Here is a 16435-nt window from a genome sequence, read left to right on the forward strand (position 1 = left end):
GAGGATGGCATGACGACCTACGCGCAGGCCCGGTACGGACCGCTCTCGGTGTCCTACACGGCCGAACTCGACGGTGGCGGCAACGCCTTCGGGCGGGCCTACGAGCCGTTCGTGCGGTCCCGGTTCGGCCGGGTCGGCTCGGTCTTCGAGTGGTGTGCCGGCCCCGGATTCATCGGCTTCTCCCTGCTGGCGGCCGGTCTCTGCGACCGCCTCGACCTGGGCGACGTGAACCCCGACGCCGGGGCGGCGGTCGCGCGGACCGTCGAGGCGAACGACCTCGACGGGAAGGTGCGGTTCCACCTGTCGGACGGCTTCGACGACGTGCCCGGCGACCTTCGCTGGGACCTGATGATCGGCAACCCGCCGCACGTCAACGCGGTCGCGGCCGGCTCGGAGTACCAGCACAGCCACTCCCCGCTGATCTGGAAGGACACCGACTGGGCCATCCACCGGGAGTTCTACGACGCGGCGGCGGAGCGGCTGCGGCCCGGCGGGTCCGTCGTCGTCCAGGAGAACCACCGGTTCTCCGCCCCGGAGGACTTCACCGGGATGGCCGAGAAGGCGGGCCTGGAGGTCGTCGGCGCCTTCGAGTGCGGCGACGGCTACGAGGACTACTACTTCGTCTGGTCCCGGCTGCCCGAACAGGCCTAGGGCCCGTGTTCAAACCCCCGTCGCCCCGCAGGCGGGGGCTTGAAGACGGGCCCTGGCAGTTCACCCCCAAGACACCACGCAAGGAGACCGCATCATGTTGCGTTCCATGATGAAGTCCAAGATCCACCGCGCGACCGTGACCCAGGCGGACCTCCACTACGTCGGCTCGGTCACCGTGAGCGCCGACCTCATGGAGGCCGCCGACCTGCTCCCGGGCGAACAGGTCGACATCGTGGACATCGACAACGGGGCCCGGCTCACCACGTACGTCATCGAGGGCCCCCGCGACTCCGGGGTCATCGGCATCAACGGTGCCGCCGCCCGCCTGATCAGCCCCGGGGACCTGGTCATCCTCATCGCGTACGGAACGGTCACCGACGACGAGGCCCGGGACCTCAAGCCCCGGGTGGTCTTCGTGGACGGCGACAACCGGATCGTGAGCCAGGACAGCGACCCGGCGCAGGTCCCGGCCGGCTTCGGCCTGACGCCCGGCAACCGGGTGTCCCGGTAGCGGTGGCCCACTCACCAGCGAGAGAAGGACTCACGCGTATGAACCCGGTGATCTCATGGATCTACCAGTCCGAGGACTCCGATCCGGCGGAGGTGGAGGCGTTCGAGGAGAGCATCACCCGGCGCTACTCGGTGCTGTCGCAGCCCCGCGGCTTCGACTTCCGGGTGATCAGGGCGACGGAGCTGGTGCCGTCCTGCGTGGGCCGACCCGTCCTGCGCCACGGTGGTGAGGACCTGCTGGAGCAGCGGCAGTGCTTCATCGTGGAGGACATGGCCACCGACCCGCAGGGCCTGCAGGCGCTGCGCGCCGTCTACCGCACCATCGAGGCCAGTGGATCGGTGCTGCTCAACCGCTCGTTCGACGGCCCCGACTACCTGGAGCGCGACAAGCTCGCCCAGCTCCAGCACGCCGCCGGCCTGGGCATACCGACCGCGCCGACCGTCACCGTGCCCCCCGGCAGGTACGCCCGCCGGGCGATCGAGGAGGTGCGGCGGGAGCTCGGCGACGGACCGTACGTCGTCAAGCCGCGTGAGATGACCGGTGGTTTCGGTGTCCTGCGGGTCGACTCCGACCAGCAGCTCGCGGCGACGATCGACATCGCCGCCCAGGCCGGTTCCGGGTACATCGTGCAGCCCCTGATCGAACACCTCGGCGACATGCGGGTCTTCGTGGCCGACGGCAAGGTCGTCTCCTCCCTGACCCGCCGTCCCCGGCCCGGCGGTTACCTGGCCAGCGTCAGCCAGGGCGGGAGCATCGAGGTGAACGAGGACCACTTCGAGGTCGCCGAGTTCTGCGGCCGGATGGCGCAGGACCTGCGGGCCGAATGGATGTGCATCGACTGGCTGATGACCGAATCCGGCCCGGTGCTCAACGAGTGGAGCACCGCGCACGGCGGCTTCACCATGATGCCCGAGCCGGAGCTCGGCAAGGTCGCGGACGCCTTCTTCGGCTGGATCCGCCGCCGGTTCGAGGCACAGCCCGGCCGGTGAGCCGGTTCCGGCCATGATGACGAGGCCGCGCCGCCCTCCTGGGCGGCGCGGCCTCCGTCTGCTTACTGCGCCGGGCTCAGCCGACGGCGCAGCTGCACCACCCACACGACCACGGCGGCGAGGGTGATCGAGACGACCGCGGTGGCCATCCCGGCCCGGATGCCGACGGACAGGGTGATGGTGCTCGCCACCAGCGCGCCGAGCGGGACGCCCAGGCCCGAGGACAGCATCCGGCGGGTGGTGTTGACCCGGCCCTGGAGCTCGGACGGCGTGACCTCCTGGGAGTAGGTCATGGTGTTCACCAGGACGACGAGGTAGGCCGTGCCCCACACCGCGAGCGCCACCAGGGCGATCCGCCAGTCGGTGGTGAGGACGACGACGAGGCCGAGCAGCGCCCCGACCGGCAGCACCCACAGCAGCAGCGGGAAGGCGTCGAAGCGGCGCCGCAGCCGGGGCAGCAGCATGGACCCGCCGATGCCGCCGGCGCTCCACGCCATGTAGAGCAGGCCGATGCGCCCGTCCGAGCCGTGGATGCCCAGCACCCGGTCGGCGAAGACCACCAGCTGGCCGACGATGGCACCGCCGGAGAACGACTGGAGGGTGCCGACCACCGTCATGACCCGCAGCGTGGGGTGGCCGGCGAGGAAGCGCAGGCCCTCGCTGATCGACTCCTTGAAGCCCGGCCGCGCGCCCGCGGGTGCGATCCGGGCCGCGACATTGGTGACGGCCCGGATGAAGAGCGCCGAGACGGCGAAGCTCAGGGCGTCCAGGGCGAGCGTGCCGGCCGGGCGGAACAGCGCGATGAGCCCGCCCGCCACCGCGTTGCCGGCGATGCGGACGACCGTCTCCGCGCCGTAGATCGCGCTGTTGGCCTGGGTCAGGCTCTCCTTCCCGACGATGTCGGGCACGAAGCCGTACACCCCCGCGTCGAAGAACAGGGCGAGGCTCGACGACAGGAAGGCCACCGCGACGACGTGGCCCGCCGTCAGCCAGCCCATCGCCCAGGCCAGCGGGACGGAGCCGATGCAGAGGGCGTTGAGGACGTCGGTGACGATCATCAGGGTGCGGCGGTCCACCCGGTCCGAGACCGCCCCGGCGATCAGGCCGAAGGCCAGGTAGGGCAGGGTCGCGGAGGCCGCGACCAGCGAGACCAGCAGGGGCGAGCCGCTTTCCTGGAAGACCAGGACGGGCAGCGCGACGGTGGTGATGGCGGATCCGAGGCCGGACACCGCGCGGGAGAGCCAGAAGTTCCGGAACCCCGCGACGTGGCGGAGCGGGACGGTCAGCGTGGTCGACATGTCGTTGGTGGATTCCTTATCCGGGCGGGCGTACGGGGGCAGGGGGACCGATGGCAGGGGGACGGATGGCAGGGGGACGGAGGGGGGCGGGGGAGGGTGCGGGCGCCGGCGGACCGGTCAGGAGGGCTGCCGGTCGCGGAGGTCCAGGACGGCCGGCAGCGGGCCGGGGTGCAGCACGTGCAGGCTCCGGCCGGCCCTGGTCAGCGCCACGTAGAGGTCGCTGAGTCCGCGCGGGGAGCCGTCCAGCATCCCCTGGGGATCGGCCACCACGACCGAGTCGAACTCCAGCCCCTTGGCCTGCCGGACGCTCAGGACGGCGACGTCCTTCTGCAGGTCGGGGTCCGTGCCCCAGGAGGCGCCGGGGACCGCCGCGGCGACGGCCGTGGCGAGCCGTTCCAGCTCGCCCGTGGGCACGATCACGGCGACCCGCGCACCCGCGCTGCCGCGGGCCGCCCCGGCCGCCACCTCGGCCAGCCGGGCCGGGAACTCCTCGGGGGTGGTGCGCTCGTACCGGGGCGGCTCGGCGCCGTCGCGGACCGCGTGCGCCGGGGTGAGGTCCGGGGCGATCGCCGCCAGCACCCGGTGCGAGGCCGCCATGATCTCGACGGGGGTGCGGTAGTTGACGGTCAGTTCGGTCATCCGCCAGCGGGTGCCGAAGACCGGTTCGAGGACTTGCTGCCAGGAGACCGAGTCGGCGGCCTCGCTGCGCTGCGCCACGTCCCCGACGATGGTGAACGAGCGGGTGGGGCAGCGGCGCACCAGCAGGCGCCAGGTCATCGGCGACACGTCCTGCGCCTCGTCGACGATGACGTGGCCGAAGACCCAGGAGCGGTCGGCCGCCGCCCGTTCCGCGATGGTGCGCGAATCGGCCTCCGTGTGCCAGGCGGCCAGCTGTTCGGCGCTGAGCAGGTCGGAGACGTGCAGCCGCTCGGAGTCCTCCGCCGAGCCGTCCCGGTCGCGGGAGCCGCGCGCGATGTCCAGGACGCCCTGGGCGTAGTCGTTCTGCTCCTCCCGCCGGGCGGCCTCCCGCGCGGTCTCGGCCCGGTCGTCGTGGCCGAGCAGTTCGGCCGCCTCGTCGAGGAGCGGGATGTCGGCGGGGGTCCAGGGGGCCGACGGAGCGCGCCGCAGCAGGGCCCGTTCGGCGTCGCCGAGCCGGGGCGCCGCCTCGGCGAGGAGGCCGGGGTCGGCGAACAGCTCGGTGAGCAGCTGCTCCGGGGTGAGCAGCGGCCAGAGCGAGTCCAGCAGCTTGCGGGCCACCGGGTCGCGGGGCAGCGCGTCCAGCCAGTGGGCCTTCCGCTCGGCGAACTCGACCGGCTCCTGCGCCTTGAGGTCGTACGCGGCGACGCCCTCGCCGAAGACGCTCGCGAGGTCCTCCTGGATGGACCGGTCGAGTTCCGAGACGTCGAGCTGACCGGCCAGGACGTCCTCGAAACCGGCCTCGATCTCGCCGATCACCCGGGCCAGCCGGTCGGCCAGTTCGTCGAACAGGGCCTCGCGGAACGCGGGCCTGGCGAGGTTGTGCTGGACGCCGTCCCCGATCGCACCGGCTGCGGCCTCGGCCAGGAACTCGGGGGTCAGCCGGATGAACTCGCCGCCGACCACCACCTCGACCGGCTCGGTGACGGCCGCCTGACGGGCCCGTACGGCCGCCGCCAGGACGTCGGCCATGGCCAGCCGCCCCTTGACCTCGGCGGCACCCGGCGGTTCCTCGCCGACGGCCGAGAGCCCCGGGTACAGCCCGCCGACGGAGGACAGCAGCACGCTGGTCTCGCCGAGGCCGGGCAGGACCTGGCCGACGTAGTCGAGGAAGACCGGGTTCGGACCGACCACCAGGACTCCGGTGCGCTCCAGGCGCTGGTGGGTGTAGAGCAGGTAGGCGGCGCGGTGCAGGGCGACGACGGTCTTCCCGGTGCCCGGGCTGCCCTGGACGACCAGGACGCCCGCGTGCGGCGCGCGGATGATGCGGTCCTGCTCGGCCTGGAGGGTCGCGACGGCGTCCTTCATCCGGCCCGTCTTGCTCTGCCGCAGGGCGGCCAGCAGTGCGGCCTCGCCGGAGAGTTGCAGGGTGTCGTCGGGAACGGTGGCGAGGTCGTCGAACGCCTCGTCGTCCACCCGCAGGACCCGGCGGTTGCGGGTCAGCAGGTGGCGGCGCAGCCGGACCCCCTGGGGGGCGGCGGCGGTGGCGGTGTAGAACGGCCGGGCGGCGGGGGCGCGCCAGTCGATGAGCAGCGGGTCGTCGTCCGGACCGGTGCCCGGGACGCCGATCCGGCCGATGTAGAGGCGGTCACCGGCAGCCCGGTCGAGCCGGCCGAAGCACAGGCCGTGCTCGGCGGCCTCCAGGGCGGCCAGCCGCCGGCCGAGCCGCGCCGCCGTGGCCCCGCGCTCCACCCGCGCCTGTGCGGTGCCGGTGGACTCGTGCAGTACGTCGCGCAGTTCCCGGCCGGTCTCCTCGCGCAGGACGTCCATCTGACGGTAGAGCAGGTCGAGCTGGTTCTGCTCACGGTGGAGCTCGACCGGCTCGGCCGGGTGCTCCGGTGGGGAAGACGTCATAGCGGCTCCATGGCGAAGGCCGGCGTGCCCGGTGGCGCGCCGGTGACGGGGGCGGAAAACGACGAACACCCTCCCGGCCGGTGGCCTGGAGGGTGTCGGGGTCGACGATCGTGGGTCCCGGAGGCCGGGAATCGAGTCGTCGGGCTGCTGTGCTGTGTCCTGCGGTCCGCCGCGTTGCACCCGTCGAGCCGGGGAGCGAGCGGGAGAGGCGGGGTGGCGGAGCCACCGTGCAGCGCCTCGGGAAACCGGTTCGGAGATCACGAACCTGCGGGCAGTATAGCAGACTTGTTCGGAGTGGCTTCCCCGGGCCGGACGCGGGAAGCCGGCCAGGCCGACCTCCCGCGCGCCGCCGACGGGCGTCAGTCGTGCAGGAAGCCCTCCAGCGACGCCGCCAGGGCCACCGGGGTCTCGTACATCGGGTAGTGGCCGCTGCCGCCGAGCTCCTCCAGCTCCGCGTTGGGGTAGTGGGTGAGCCAGGTCGCGCGCATGACGTCGGCGGTCAGGGCGAGGTCGTGCGCGCCGACGATCACCTTGACCGGCACCGGGTTGCCGCTGATCCGGCGCTCCAGGTCGGCGGTGGTCCAGTCGCGGACGTAGCCGCCGAAGGCCTCGGGCGTGGACAGGTGCAGGGACTGGTCGACCATCCGGTCCAGCCAGACCCGGCCGGCCCGCTGCCCGGTGACCAGGTCGAGGATCGCGAGGCGCTTCTCCCGGTCCCCGGCGGCGCCGTGGAACAGCGCCTCGCCGGCCTCGTCCAGCGGGTAGGCCCCGGCGGGCACCGGGGCCAGGCCGACCAGCTTGCGCACCCGCAGCGGCGCCTCGGCGAGCACCTGCTGCGCCGCCTTGCCGCCCATCGAGTGGCCGACCACCGAGAAGCGGTCCCAGCCGAGCTGGTCGGCCAGGGCGAGCGCGTCGGAGGCGATCTCGGCGAGGGTGTAGTCGCCGGTCACGTCCTTGCGCTCGCCGTAGCCGCGGTAGTCGAGGAAGGCGTAGCCGAAGGCGCCGCCGTCGAGGTAGTCGAGGAACGGGCCCCAGCCCGCGCTGGTGCCGAACCAGTCGTGCAGGACCAGGACGTGGTGGTCGCCGGTGCCGGTCGTGCGGTGAGGGATCGTCATGCCATGGGTCGTTCCCCTCGGCCCGCCCGCCCGAACGGCCGGTTCGCGGGGCGTCCGGTCCGTCCGCCCGCTACTCGGAGAGGTGGGCCTTGTACTGGGCGGCCGTGAGCAGCTCGGCCGGCGCTGCGGACCCGTCCAGGGTGAGTTCCATGATCCAACCGTCACCGTACGGGTCGGTGTTGATCAGCTCGGGCTCCTCGTTCAGCTCCTCGTTGGCCGTGGCGACCGTCCCGGGGAGCGGTGCGAACAGGTCGCTCACCGATTTGACCGACTCGACCGTGCCGAACGATTCGCCCGTCTCGAACTTCTGCCCTGCCTTGGGGAGTTCGACGAAGACGATGTCGCCGAGCTGCTTCTGCGCGTAGTCGGTGATGCCGATGCGGGCCTTGCCCTTCGTCGAGAGGTCCACCCACTCGTGATCCTCGGTGTACTTGAGGTTGTTCGGGATTGCGGACATCGCGGCCTCCGTGGGATCGGCGTTCTACTGACGAGGCGTCAGTTCCGGTGTTTCAGCCTGCTACAGCCCGACGCCCGCCGCCGTGACGGTCACCCGAAAGAGTGAGAATCGGGCGTTGCGCCGCGCCGACCCGGCCGGACATCCGTTCTGCCTGATCGGGCCTCCCCGTACGGTGAAGTGAGTCGGCGTCAGTCCAGGACCAGGCGGTCGCCGACCCGGAGCCGGCCCGGGGCGGCGACCTCGGCGAGGGCGTCGAGGCGGCCGTCGTGGGCGTGCACGACGGCCTTGAGGATCTCGGGCGCGTGCGGCAGCCCCGGCTGCGGGGCGCCGGTCATCGCGCAGCGCTCGCTGGAGGTGACGAAGGCGAGCCGGGCGCTGCCCGGGGCCTCGGCGCGGGCCCGGCGGCCGAACCAGGCGTCCTCGACGAACGGCGGGGTGCCGGGCGGGGTGCGCAGCACGATGTTGGGCCGGAAGCGGCGCTCGTCGACGACCGCGAAGGGGACGGCCTCGCGGACCCAGTCCAGGGTGGCGGTGGTGAGCAGGCTGACCGGCAGCCGGTCGAAGTGCGGGACGGCGTCCTCGCGGGCGAGTTCGACGTCCGCGCGCTGGAGGTAGGCCCGCAGGAAGGCGGTCGGCCGGTCGACCGGGCGGCCGAGCGGGTCGAAGAGCTCGGGGCCGTCGATCCGGTGGCCGAGGCGGGCGGAGAGGCGCAGCAGGCCGTCCATCCGGCGGAAGCGGCGGGTGTTCTTGCCGGAGCCGAGCTTCCCGGTCGCGTCGCGGACGGCGTAGAGGCGGTCGCCGGCCAGGCCGCGCCGGTCCACCTCGACGGAGTCGAGCCGCTCGCCGCCGGTGGATTTCACGGGGTAGCGCCAGAGTCGCTCGATCACTCCGATGATCTCAGCCATGGGCGGACAGCGTACTGCCGCCACCGGGGATGGTCTAGACCAAGTGGCGTACGGGCGGCGGCGATCGGCGCGGTTCAGCCCAGCCGGGCCACCGCCCGTACCGGGGCGCCGTCGGCCGCGACCAGCCGCAGCGGGAACAGCGAGACGGTCACCGGGCGGCCGGCCTCCTGCGCCTCCAGCAGCGCCCGCAGGTCGGTCAGGTTCTCGGCGATCACTCCGCCGCCGGGCGCCCCCAGCAGCACCCGGTGCGCGGCGAGCGACGGTTCGTCGGCGGCATCCGGGTCGTGCTCGTCGGTGAGGTCGGCCAGCAGCGCGGCCACCGCGGGGTCACCCGGCCCCGGGTCGGGCGTCGGGTCCACGCTGAGCGCGTCCACCCCGACCGTGCGCACCCCGGCGGCCACGATGGCCTCCGCGGCGGCCGGCGTCAGGCTCGGGTGGGCGAGGTAGGCGTCGGTGCCCCAGTGCCGGGCCCAGCCGGTGGCCAGCAGCAGGACGGTGCCCTCGCCGGAGTCCGCGGCCCGTTCCAGCGCGGGGGCGAGCAACTCGGGGGTGACGGCCGCCCGGGGCTCCAGCCCGCGCAGGTCGGCGAGCACGGCCGGGCCGGTGAACCGCTCCAGCGGCAGCCCGTCCAGGGTCGGCCAGGTGACGTCCACGTGGTACGGCGCGTCCACGTGCGTCCCGGACTGCGAGCCGAGGTGCAGGGCCAGCACGTTCACCCCGGCGGTGGCGGTGGTGAGCGCGGGCGTCAGCACGACGGCCGGGTCGCCGGGGTAGACCGGCATCGCGGTGGTCACCTGATGGGTGAGGTCGACGAGGGTCGCTGCCATGGCCCCCATCCTTCCAGGGGCGACCGCGGATGCGGCCGGACCGGGGGAAGCCGGATAGAAATGCCCCATGGGAAATGCGAAGCGTCAACCGTGGGTGGTAGGGGTCTCGGGCGCGTCGGGGACGCCGTACGCGGCCTCGGTGATCCGGGGGCTGCTGGCCGCGGGGGAGGCGGTGGACCTGATCGTCAGCCGGGCCGCCCGGCTGACCATCCTGGACGAGACCGGCATCTCCTTCCGGGACGCCCACTGGCGCGCCGACCTGGCCGCCTGGCTGGGCGTCGAGGGCCCCGAGGACGGCCTGGGCGACGTCCGCTACTGGCCCGCCGGGGACTTCGCGGCCGGCCCGTCCAGCGGCTCGTACCCCGCCAAGGGCATGCTGGTGGTGCCCGCGACCACCGGTGCGGTGGCCGGGATCGCGCTGGGGCTGAGCAAGGACCTGCTGCAGCGGGTCGCCAGCGTCACCCTCAAGGAGCGCCGGCCGCTCGTCGTGTGCGTCCGCGAGACGCCACTCAACGGGGTGACGTTGAAGCACTTGGTGGAACTCGACGCGCAGGGCGCGGTCGTCCTGCCCGCTTCGCCCGGTTTCTACGCCGGCGGCTCCACCGTGCGCGAACTCGTGGATTTTGTCGCCGGACGGGTGCTCGACGCCGTCGGCGTACCGCATTCCCTGTACCTGCGCTGGGAAGGGGAGTTGGGGGCGGCGGCCCGCCGGACCGGCGGCGGGGACGGCGCTCCGGCTGAGGGGGAGTAAGGAGACCGAGGGCGGGAGAGTATGTTCTCTGCGATATCCGGGTCGGTCGGCGCACAGTGCCTTTGAATCCGGATAATGATCTGTGGGTCTGGAGAGGTTCGGAAGGACGCGGACGGTATATGGACACGGTGGACAGACAGCTCATCCAGGCGCTCCGGGAGAACGGCCGTGCGTCCTACGCCGAGCTGGGCCGGCTGGTCGGACTCTCCGGCCCGAGCGTCACGGACCGCATCAACCGCTTGGAGCAGGCCGGGGTCATCACCGGCTACCGGGCGACGGTCAACCCGGCATCGCTCGGCTTCGGCGTCACGGCCCTGATCGGCCTGCAGCTCACGGACGCCGCGGACCACGAGGACGTGGCGTTCCGGCTGAAGGACCTCAACGAGGTCGAGGACTGCTGGTTCATCGCCGGTGACGACTCCTACATGCTCAAGGTCCGGGTGGCCGACGTGGCGGGCCTGGAGTCGGTGGTGAAGCGGATCTCGGGCACAAAAGGCGTGGCCCGGACCCGCACCACGGTCGTACTCTCCACGAAGTGGGAGAACCGGGTGAGTGAACTTCCTCCTGTAGGAGAGTGACGCATGGCACTGGTCGGACTGGAGGAGCTGCGCGCGGCTCGGCAGCGGATCGCGGGGGTCGCCGTGCGCACCCCGCTGGTTCCCGCCCCCTGGGCGGCCGAGGGGGAGCGGCAGCTCTGGCTGAAGCCCGAGAACCTCCAGCCGACCGGTGCGTTCAAGACCCGCGGCGCCTACAACCGGCTGGCCGCGCTCACCGCGGACGAGCGGGCCCGCGGCGTGGTCGCCCAGTCCAGCGGCAACCACGCGCAGGCGGTGGCGTACGCGGCCGGGCTGCTCGGCATCAAGGCCGTGATCGTGATGCCGGACACCTCGCCCGCGGTGAAGGTGGACGCCACCCGGGCCTTCGGCGCCGAGGTGGTCCTGGTGTCGCCCGAGGACCGGGACACCCTGCCCGGCGAGCTCGCCGAGAAGCACGGCTACGTCTGGGTGCCCCCGTACGACGACCCGTTCATCATCGCGGGCCAGGGCACCGTCGGCCTGGAGATCGCCGAGGACGCCCCGGCCGGGCTGGACACCGTCCTGGTGCCGGTCAGCGGCGGCGGCCTGATCGGCGGCACGGCGGCCGCGCTCAAGCTCACCCGCCCGGGCATCCGGGTGATCGGGGTGGAGCCCGAGCTGGCGGCGGACGCCCGGGCCAGCCTGCGGGCCGGCCGACGGCTCTCCTGGCCGGTCGCCGACACCTACCGCACCATCGCGGACGGCCTGCGCACGCCGTCCGTCGGCGTGCTGCCGTACGAGCACATCACCGCCTACGTGGACGACATCGTCACCGTCACCGAGGACGAGATCCGCGCCACCGTCGCCCTGCTGGCCCGGCGCGGCCGGCTGGTCGCCGAGCCCTCCGGGGCGGTCGCCCCGGCCGCGTACTTCCACTGCGCCGCCGAGACCGGCGGCCAGTCGGTGGCGGCCGTGGTCAGCGGCGGGAACATCGAACCCGCACTGCTCGCGGAGCTGCTCTCGGCATAGGCGTAACCTCGTTCCGGCAAGGAATCGAAGTCGGAGGAGGCGGGGCACCGCATGGACGCAGGGCTCAAGCGCGAGCTGGAGGCGAAGGTCTACGCGGGTGAGCGGCTGACCCGCGAGGACGGGATCGCGCTCTACGAGAGCGACGACCTGGCCTGGCTGGGTGGGCTGGCCCACCACGTGCGGACGCGGAAGAACGGCGACGTCGTCCACTTCAACGTCAACCGCCACCTCAACATGACCAACGTGTGCAGCGCGTCCTGCGCGTACTGCTCGTTCCAGCGCAAGCCGGGCGAGAAGGACGCCTACACGATGCGCATCGAGGAGGCCGTCCGCCTCGCCAAGGCGATGGAGGTCGACTCCCTCACCGAGCTGCACATCGTCAACGGCCTCCACCCGACCCTGCCGTGGCGCTACTACCCGCGCTCGCTGCGGGAGCTGAAGGCCGCCCTGCCGAACGTCTCGCTGAAGGCCTTCACCGCCACCGAGATCCACTGGTTCGAGAAGATCAGCGGCCTGTCCGCCGACGAGATCCTGGACGAGCTGATCGACGCCGGCCTGGAGTCGCTGACCGGCGGCGGCGCGGAGATCTTCGACTGGGAGGTCCGGCAGCACATCGTCGACCACGACACCCACTGGGAGGACTGGTCGCGGATCCACCGCCTCGCGCACGCCAAGGGCCTCAAGACGCCGGCCACCATGCTGTACGGCCACATCGAGGAGCCCCGCCACCGGGTCGACCACGTGCTGCGGCTACGCGAGCTGCAGGACGAGACCGGCGGCTTCCAGGTCTTCATCCCGCTGCGCTACCAGCACGACTTCCACGACTCCAAGGACGGCGTCGTGCGCAACAGGTTGATGGCCCGCACCGAGATGGCCACCGGCGCCGAGGCGCTGAAGACCTTCGCCGTCTCCCGGCTGCTCTTCGACAACGTCCCGCACGTCAAGGTCTTCTGGGTGATGCACGGCGTCACCACCGCACAGCTGGCGCTCAGCCACGGCGCGGACGACATGGACGGCTCGGTGGTCGAGTACAAGATCACCCACGACGCGGACAACTTCGGCACCCCGAACAAGCTCGGCCGTGACGACCTGCTGGGCCTGATCCGCGACGCCGGCTTCCGCCCGGTCGAGCGCAACACCCGCTACGAGATCATCCGCGAGTACGAGGGCCCGGACCCGATGCGCCGTGAGTCGCCGCAGGCGATGCGTCTCTGACGCACCCTCCGGCCTGCGCACTTCCCCGCCGCCCGGGCCGCACTCCGGCCCGGGCGGCGGTGCCTTCACGGCCTCCGCACGCGACCCGGGTTTACCAACCGGTATGCCGTTTGGCAGGATCGACGACATGTCCGGTTCTCATCGCGCCACCGAGTACCCGCCGTACGAGCCGATGCAGGAACCGGTGTACGGGGTGCCGCAGCAGTCGCAGGAGGCGCCGTACGGCACCTACGAGCCGTACCCGCAGCCGGTCGGGCAGGCGTACCCGGAGCCCGCCGGGCAGGACTACGGCCAGGGCGTGTACCAGCCGTACGAGACGTCCTACGAGCAGTCGTACGAGCAGCCTTACCAGCAGTCCTACGAGCCCGGGTACGAGCAGTCCGGCGAGCACGTCCACGAGCAGCCGTACGACTCGTCCTACGAGCAGGCCGCTGACGGGTACTCCGAGGCGTACGCGCAGCCGTTCGGGCCGTACGAGCCGGTGCGGGAGCCGGCCGTCCAGGAGTCGGCCGCCGTGCCCCTGGCGCCCCTGGCGCCCGTGGTGCCCGCTGCCACGCCCGTCGCGGGCGGTCGGGCGGCGGCCCGGGGCCGACGGCGCAAGGCGAAGCAGAAGAAACGTCACGGCAAGGCCGTGATGGCCGGCACCGCCCTGCTGGTGGCGGCCGCCGCCGGCTGGTACACCGTCGGCCAGGAGGGCGCCAAGCCCGGCCTCGCCGCGGCCGACGGCCCCGGCCCCGACGGCGTCAGCAAGCCCGACCAGCCCGCCCCGGCCCCCGCGGCCGTCCAGGCCGCCTCCGACCGGCAGGCAGCACCCCAGGCCGCCGCCCGCGGCGAGGCCCGCCCGGACGCCTCGGTGGCCGCGATACCCGGCCTCGGTGCCAGTTTCACCGCGAAGATCCCCGCCGAGACCAACCAGGTCGTGGTCGCCTCCGGCGCGGACAAGAACACCGACAAGAACACCGTCGTCCTGTGGACCCGCACCCCCGAGGGGCGCTGGCTGGCCGGCGAGACCTGGCAGGGCCACAACGGCAAGAACGGCTGGACCACCGACCACAACGAGGGCGACCTGCGCAGCCCGATCGGCGTCTTCGGCCTCAGCGACGCGGGCGGCCGCCTGGCCGACCCGGGCAGCAAGCTCCCGTACGACAAGGACCCGAGCTTCGTGGTCTCCGGCACGGGCTTCTTCGGCGACCAGCTGGCCGGATCCTTCGACTACGTGGTCGCGATCAACTACAACCGGGTCGCCGGAAACTCCCCGCTCGACGCGCGCCGCCCGATGGGCGCCAAGAAGGGCGGCGGCATCTGGCTCCACGTGGACCACGACGGCCCCACCCACGGCTGCGTGTCGATCCCCGAGGACAAGATGGCCCAGCTGATCCGTACCCTGGACCCGGCCGCCCACCCGGTCATCGTGATGGGCGACACCGCCACCCTGGCCACCTGACCCCCGCCGTCCGCGCCCGGACGCGGGGACCGGACCCGGTCCCCCCAACGGTCCTTGTCGATCCCCTACAGATCATGAGCGCGGATCCTGTCGCCGGTCGTGCCCCGCTGACCAGCGGGTAACCCGGTTCCATGGCAGCATGAGCGGTTCGCGCATTGTGGCACTCGGGCACTACCAGCCCCCCAAGGTCCTCACCAACGACGACCTGAGGGCGCTGGTCGACACCGACGACGAGTGGATCCGCAGCCGGGTGGGCATCCGCACCCGGCACATCGCCGAAGGCGAGAGCCTGGTCGACCTCGCCACCGAGGCCGCACAGAAGGCGCTCGCCAACAGCGGTCGGACGGCGGCGGAGATCGACCTCGTGGTGGTCGCCACCTGCACCGCGATCGAGCGCAGCCCCCACACCGCGGCCGCGGTGGCCGCCCGGCTCGGGGTGCGCTCGCCCGCCGCGTACGACATCAACACGGTCTGCTCCGGCTTCTCGTACGCCCTGGCCACCGCCGACCACGCGATCCGGGCCGGCGCGGCCCGCCGCGCGCTGGTGATCGGCGCCGAGCGGATGAGCGACACGCTCGACTGGACCGACCGCTCCACCTGCGTGATCTTCGGCGACGGCGCGGGCGCCGCGGTGGTCGAGGCCCAGGAGGAGGGCGCCGAGCCCGGTATCGGGCCGGTGGTCTGGGGCACCGAGCCGGAGAAGGGCGACGCCGTGGTGATCACCGGCTGGGACCCGGTGATCAGCCAGCAGGGCCAGTCGGTGTTCCGCTGGGCCACCACCCAGCTCGCCCCGCTCGCCCGGCAGGCCTGCGAGCGCGCCGGGATCGACCCGGCCGAGCTGAAGGGCTTCGTCCCGCACCAGGCCAACCTGCGGATCATCGACGCCATCGCCGGCAAGCTGGGCCTCGCCGACGCGGTGGTGGCCCGGGACGTGGTCGACTCCGGGAACACCTCGGCGGCCTCCATCCCGCTGGCCTTCTCCAAGCTGGTCGAGCGCGGCGAGCTCTCGCCCGGCGACCCGGTCCTGCTCTTCGGCTTCGGCGGCGGCCTGGCGTACGCCGGACAGGTCGTGCGCTGCCCCTGAGACCCCTCTCAAGCCTCCGCAGGCCCGGGCCCCGAAGACGGGCCCCGGCCGCGGCCGGAAGGCTCCGCGAACGACGAATGCCGGTGGGCGGGCACCCTCGTACGGGTGCCCGCCCACCGGCATGTCTGGCGCGCGGTGCGGTACGTCGGCGGACCTCCCCCGAGGACACGGCCGCCGTCCGTCGTTCCCCGGACAGGAGGCCGGGGCTGCGCGCGGAGCGGATGGTGGGTGTGGGGATCGGTCTACTTGGGCGGCTTCTTGCCGGTGACGCCCAGGTACACCAGGGGAGCGAGGTTGGGCTTGAGGTCCTTGACCTTGACGCCCCAGGAAGTGAAGGCCTTCTGGTGCTCGGCCGCCGAAGCGAGCAGCGAGACCAGGGCCCCGGCCACGGCGTTCGGGTCGAGCGACTTGTCGGCCTGACCCTTCGCCTGGAGTTCCTTGACGGCTTCCGCGAGCGGCTTGGCGACCGCGTTGAGGACCGTCATGCGGATCTTGAAGAACCGCTTGTCCCCTTCGGCGGCACCGAGCGTGACCACTCGGAGAATGGCGTCGTTCTTGCGCCAGAAGGCGAGGAATCCGTCGACCAGTTCTTCCGAAGTGGTCGGTCCGGACTTCCCTGCCCAGGACTTTCCGGCCACCAGCTCTTTGAGGGTGTCGGCGTCCTTGGCCATTTCCTCGGCGATTTCGAGGACTGCGCCCTCGACATCCGGGAAGTACTGGTAGAAGGTCGCGGGGGAGGTACCCGCCATACGGGCGACGTCGATGACCTTGACGTCCCGATAGGGCGACGTGCTGAGCATCTCGCGGAGGCAGTCGAGCAGCTTCTGCCGCGTCTCCTGTCCGCGTCGCCCGGCGACGCGACCGTCGACGGTGCGAACTTGTCCTGTCATGCCGTCAGCTTACCGTGGCACGATCTTGGCGCGATTCGGTGATGCGACTATTACTCCGCACGGGGGTTGCTATAGCGGCATGAACCACTTCGGACGGATATTCACCGGGCTCCGAAGCCCCTGTTGAAGCCCCCCCGTGTGCCTTTGATCTCACAGCGTGACGGCGAGTCCGCTGAGGGGTGGTCGGGTGACGGAGCGTGACGA

At 72.3% G+C, this 16435-nt stretch carries 16 protein-coding genes; 9 read left to right on the plus strand and 7 right to left on the minus strand.

Going from position 1 to position 16435, the window contains the following annotated elements:
- Positions 1–9: 9 nt before the first annotated feature.
- From ACIGG8_RS18000 to ACIGG8_RS18010, 3 genes are all read left to right on the plus strand, one after another.
- On the plus strand, positions 10–651 hold the full coding sequence (locus tag ACIGG8_RS18000) for a methyltransferase (RefSeq protein WP_396549041.1): 642 nt from the start codon (positions 10–12) through the stop codon (positions 649–651).
- Between the two features lie 94 nt (positions 652–745).
- Positions 746–1162: an aspartate 1-decarboxylase gene (gene panD / locus ACIGG8_RS18005; protein ID WP_350521564.1), complete on the plus strand. Its 417-nt coding sequence runs from the start codon at positions 746–748 to the stop codon at positions 1160–1162.
- A gap of 38 nt (positions 1163–1200) precedes the next feature.
- A complete protein-coding gene (locus tag ACIGG8_RS18010) occupies positions 1201–2151 on the plus strand; it encodes a RimK family alpha-L-glutamate ligase (RefSeq protein WP_396549043.1) in 951 nt (316 codons plus the stop codon).
- Positions 2152–2213: 62 nt separating this feature from the next.
- Here the strand turns inward: ACIGG8_RS18010 and ACIGG8_RS18015 are convergent, their stop codons facing one another.
- From ACIGG8_RS18015 to ACIGG8_RS18040, 6 genes are all read right to left on the minus strand, one after another.
- Complete coding sequence (locus tag ACIGG8_RS18015) at positions 2214–3449, minus strand: MFS transporter (protein WP_396549045.1); 1236 nt, start codon at positions 3447–3449, stop codon at positions 2214–2216.
- 117 nt (positions 3450–3566) lie between these two features.
- On the minus strand, positions 3567–5999 hold the full coding sequence (locus ACIGG8_RS18020; RefSeq protein WP_396549046.1) for a HelD family protein: 2433 nt from the start codon (positions 5997–5999) through the stop codon (positions 3567–3569).
- A gap of 359 nt (positions 6000–6358) precedes the next feature.
- Positions 6359–7114, minus strand: coding sequence for an alpha/beta hydrolase (locus ACIGG8_RS18025; protein ID WP_350521560.1), 756 nt, complete (start codon positions 7112–7114; stop codon positions 6359–6361).
- 70 nt (positions 7115–7184) lie between these two features.
- Entirely contained in the window at positions 7185–7571 is a 387-nt protein-coding gene (gene gcvH / locus ACIGG8_RS18030; RefSeq protein ID WP_396549049.1) for a glycine cleavage system protein GcvH, read from the minus strand.
- 188 nt (positions 7572–7759) lie between these two features.
- On the minus strand, positions 7760–8476 hold the full coding sequence (locus ACIGG8_RS18035; RefSeq protein ID WP_396549051.1) for an MOSC domain-containing protein: 717 nt from the start codon (positions 8474–8476) through the stop codon (positions 7760–7762).
- 74 nt (positions 8477–8550) lie between these two features.
- On the minus strand, positions 8551–9303 hold the full coding sequence (locus ACIGG8_RS18040) for a cyclase family protein (protein WP_350521557.1): 753 nt from the start codon (positions 9301–9303) through the stop codon (positions 8551–8553).
- A 67-nt stretch (positions 9304–9370) separates the two neighbouring features.
- Between ACIGG8_RS18040 and ACIGG8_RS18045 the strand changes: the two genes are divergently transcribed.
- The 6 genes from ACIGG8_RS18045 (at position 9371) to ACIGG8_RS18070 (ending at position 15341) form a co-directional block, all read left to right on the plus strand.
- Positions 9371–10054, plus strand: coding sequence for a UbiX family flavin prenyltransferase (locus ACIGG8_RS18045; protein WP_350521556.1), 684 nt, complete (start codon positions 9371–9373; stop codon positions 10052–10054).
- Between the two features lie 119 nt (positions 10055–10173).
- The gene (locus ACIGG8_RS18050; protein WP_030055719.1) at positions 10174–10632 is read left to right on the plus strand and encodes an Lrp/AsnC family transcriptional regulator; all 459 of its coding nucleotides are present in this window, start codon (positions 10174–10176) and stop codon (positions 10630–10632) included.
- A 3-nt stretch (positions 10633–10635) separates the two neighbouring features.
- Positions 10636–11598 carry a threonine/serine dehydratase gene (locus ACIGG8_RS18055; protein ID WP_396549053.1) on the plus strand — a complete coding sequence of 321 codons (963 nt, stop codon included), beginning with the start codon at positions 10636–10638 and terminating at the stop codon, positions 11596–11598.
- 51 nt (positions 11599–11649) lie between these two features.
- Positions 11650–12813, plus strand: coding sequence for an aminofutalosine synthase MqnE (mqnE, locus tag ACIGG8_RS18060; RefSeq protein ID WP_396549055.1), 1164 nt, complete (start codon positions 11650–11652; stop codon positions 12811–12813).
- A gap of 127 nt (positions 12814–12940) precedes the next feature.
- Entirely contained in the window at positions 12941–14257 is a 1317-nt protein-coding gene (locus tag ACIGG8_RS18065) for a L,D-transpeptidase family protein (protein ID WP_396549057.1), read from the plus strand.
- A gap of 139 nt (positions 14258–14396) precedes the next feature.
- Complete coding sequence (locus ACIGG8_RS18070) at positions 14397–15341, plus strand: beta-ketoacyl-ACP synthase III (protein WP_396549058.1); 945 nt, start codon at positions 14397–14399, stop codon at positions 15339–15341.
- A 242-nt stretch (positions 15342–15583) separates the two neighbouring features.
- Here ACIGG8_RS18070 and ACIGG8_RS18075 read toward each other — a convergent pair whose 3' ends face one another.
- Positions 15584–16231, minus strand: a complete 648-nt coding sequence (locus ACIGG8_RS18075) for a TetR family transcriptional regulator (protein WP_030055725.1) — start codon at positions 16229–16231, stop codon at positions 15584–15586.
- Positions 16232–16435 lie beyond the last annotated feature (204 nt).

Source organism: Kitasatospora sp. NPDC085464 (assembly GCF_044541955.1).
Lineage (GTDB): Bacteria > Actinomycetota > Actinomycetes > Streptomycetales > Streptomycetaceae > Kitasatospora.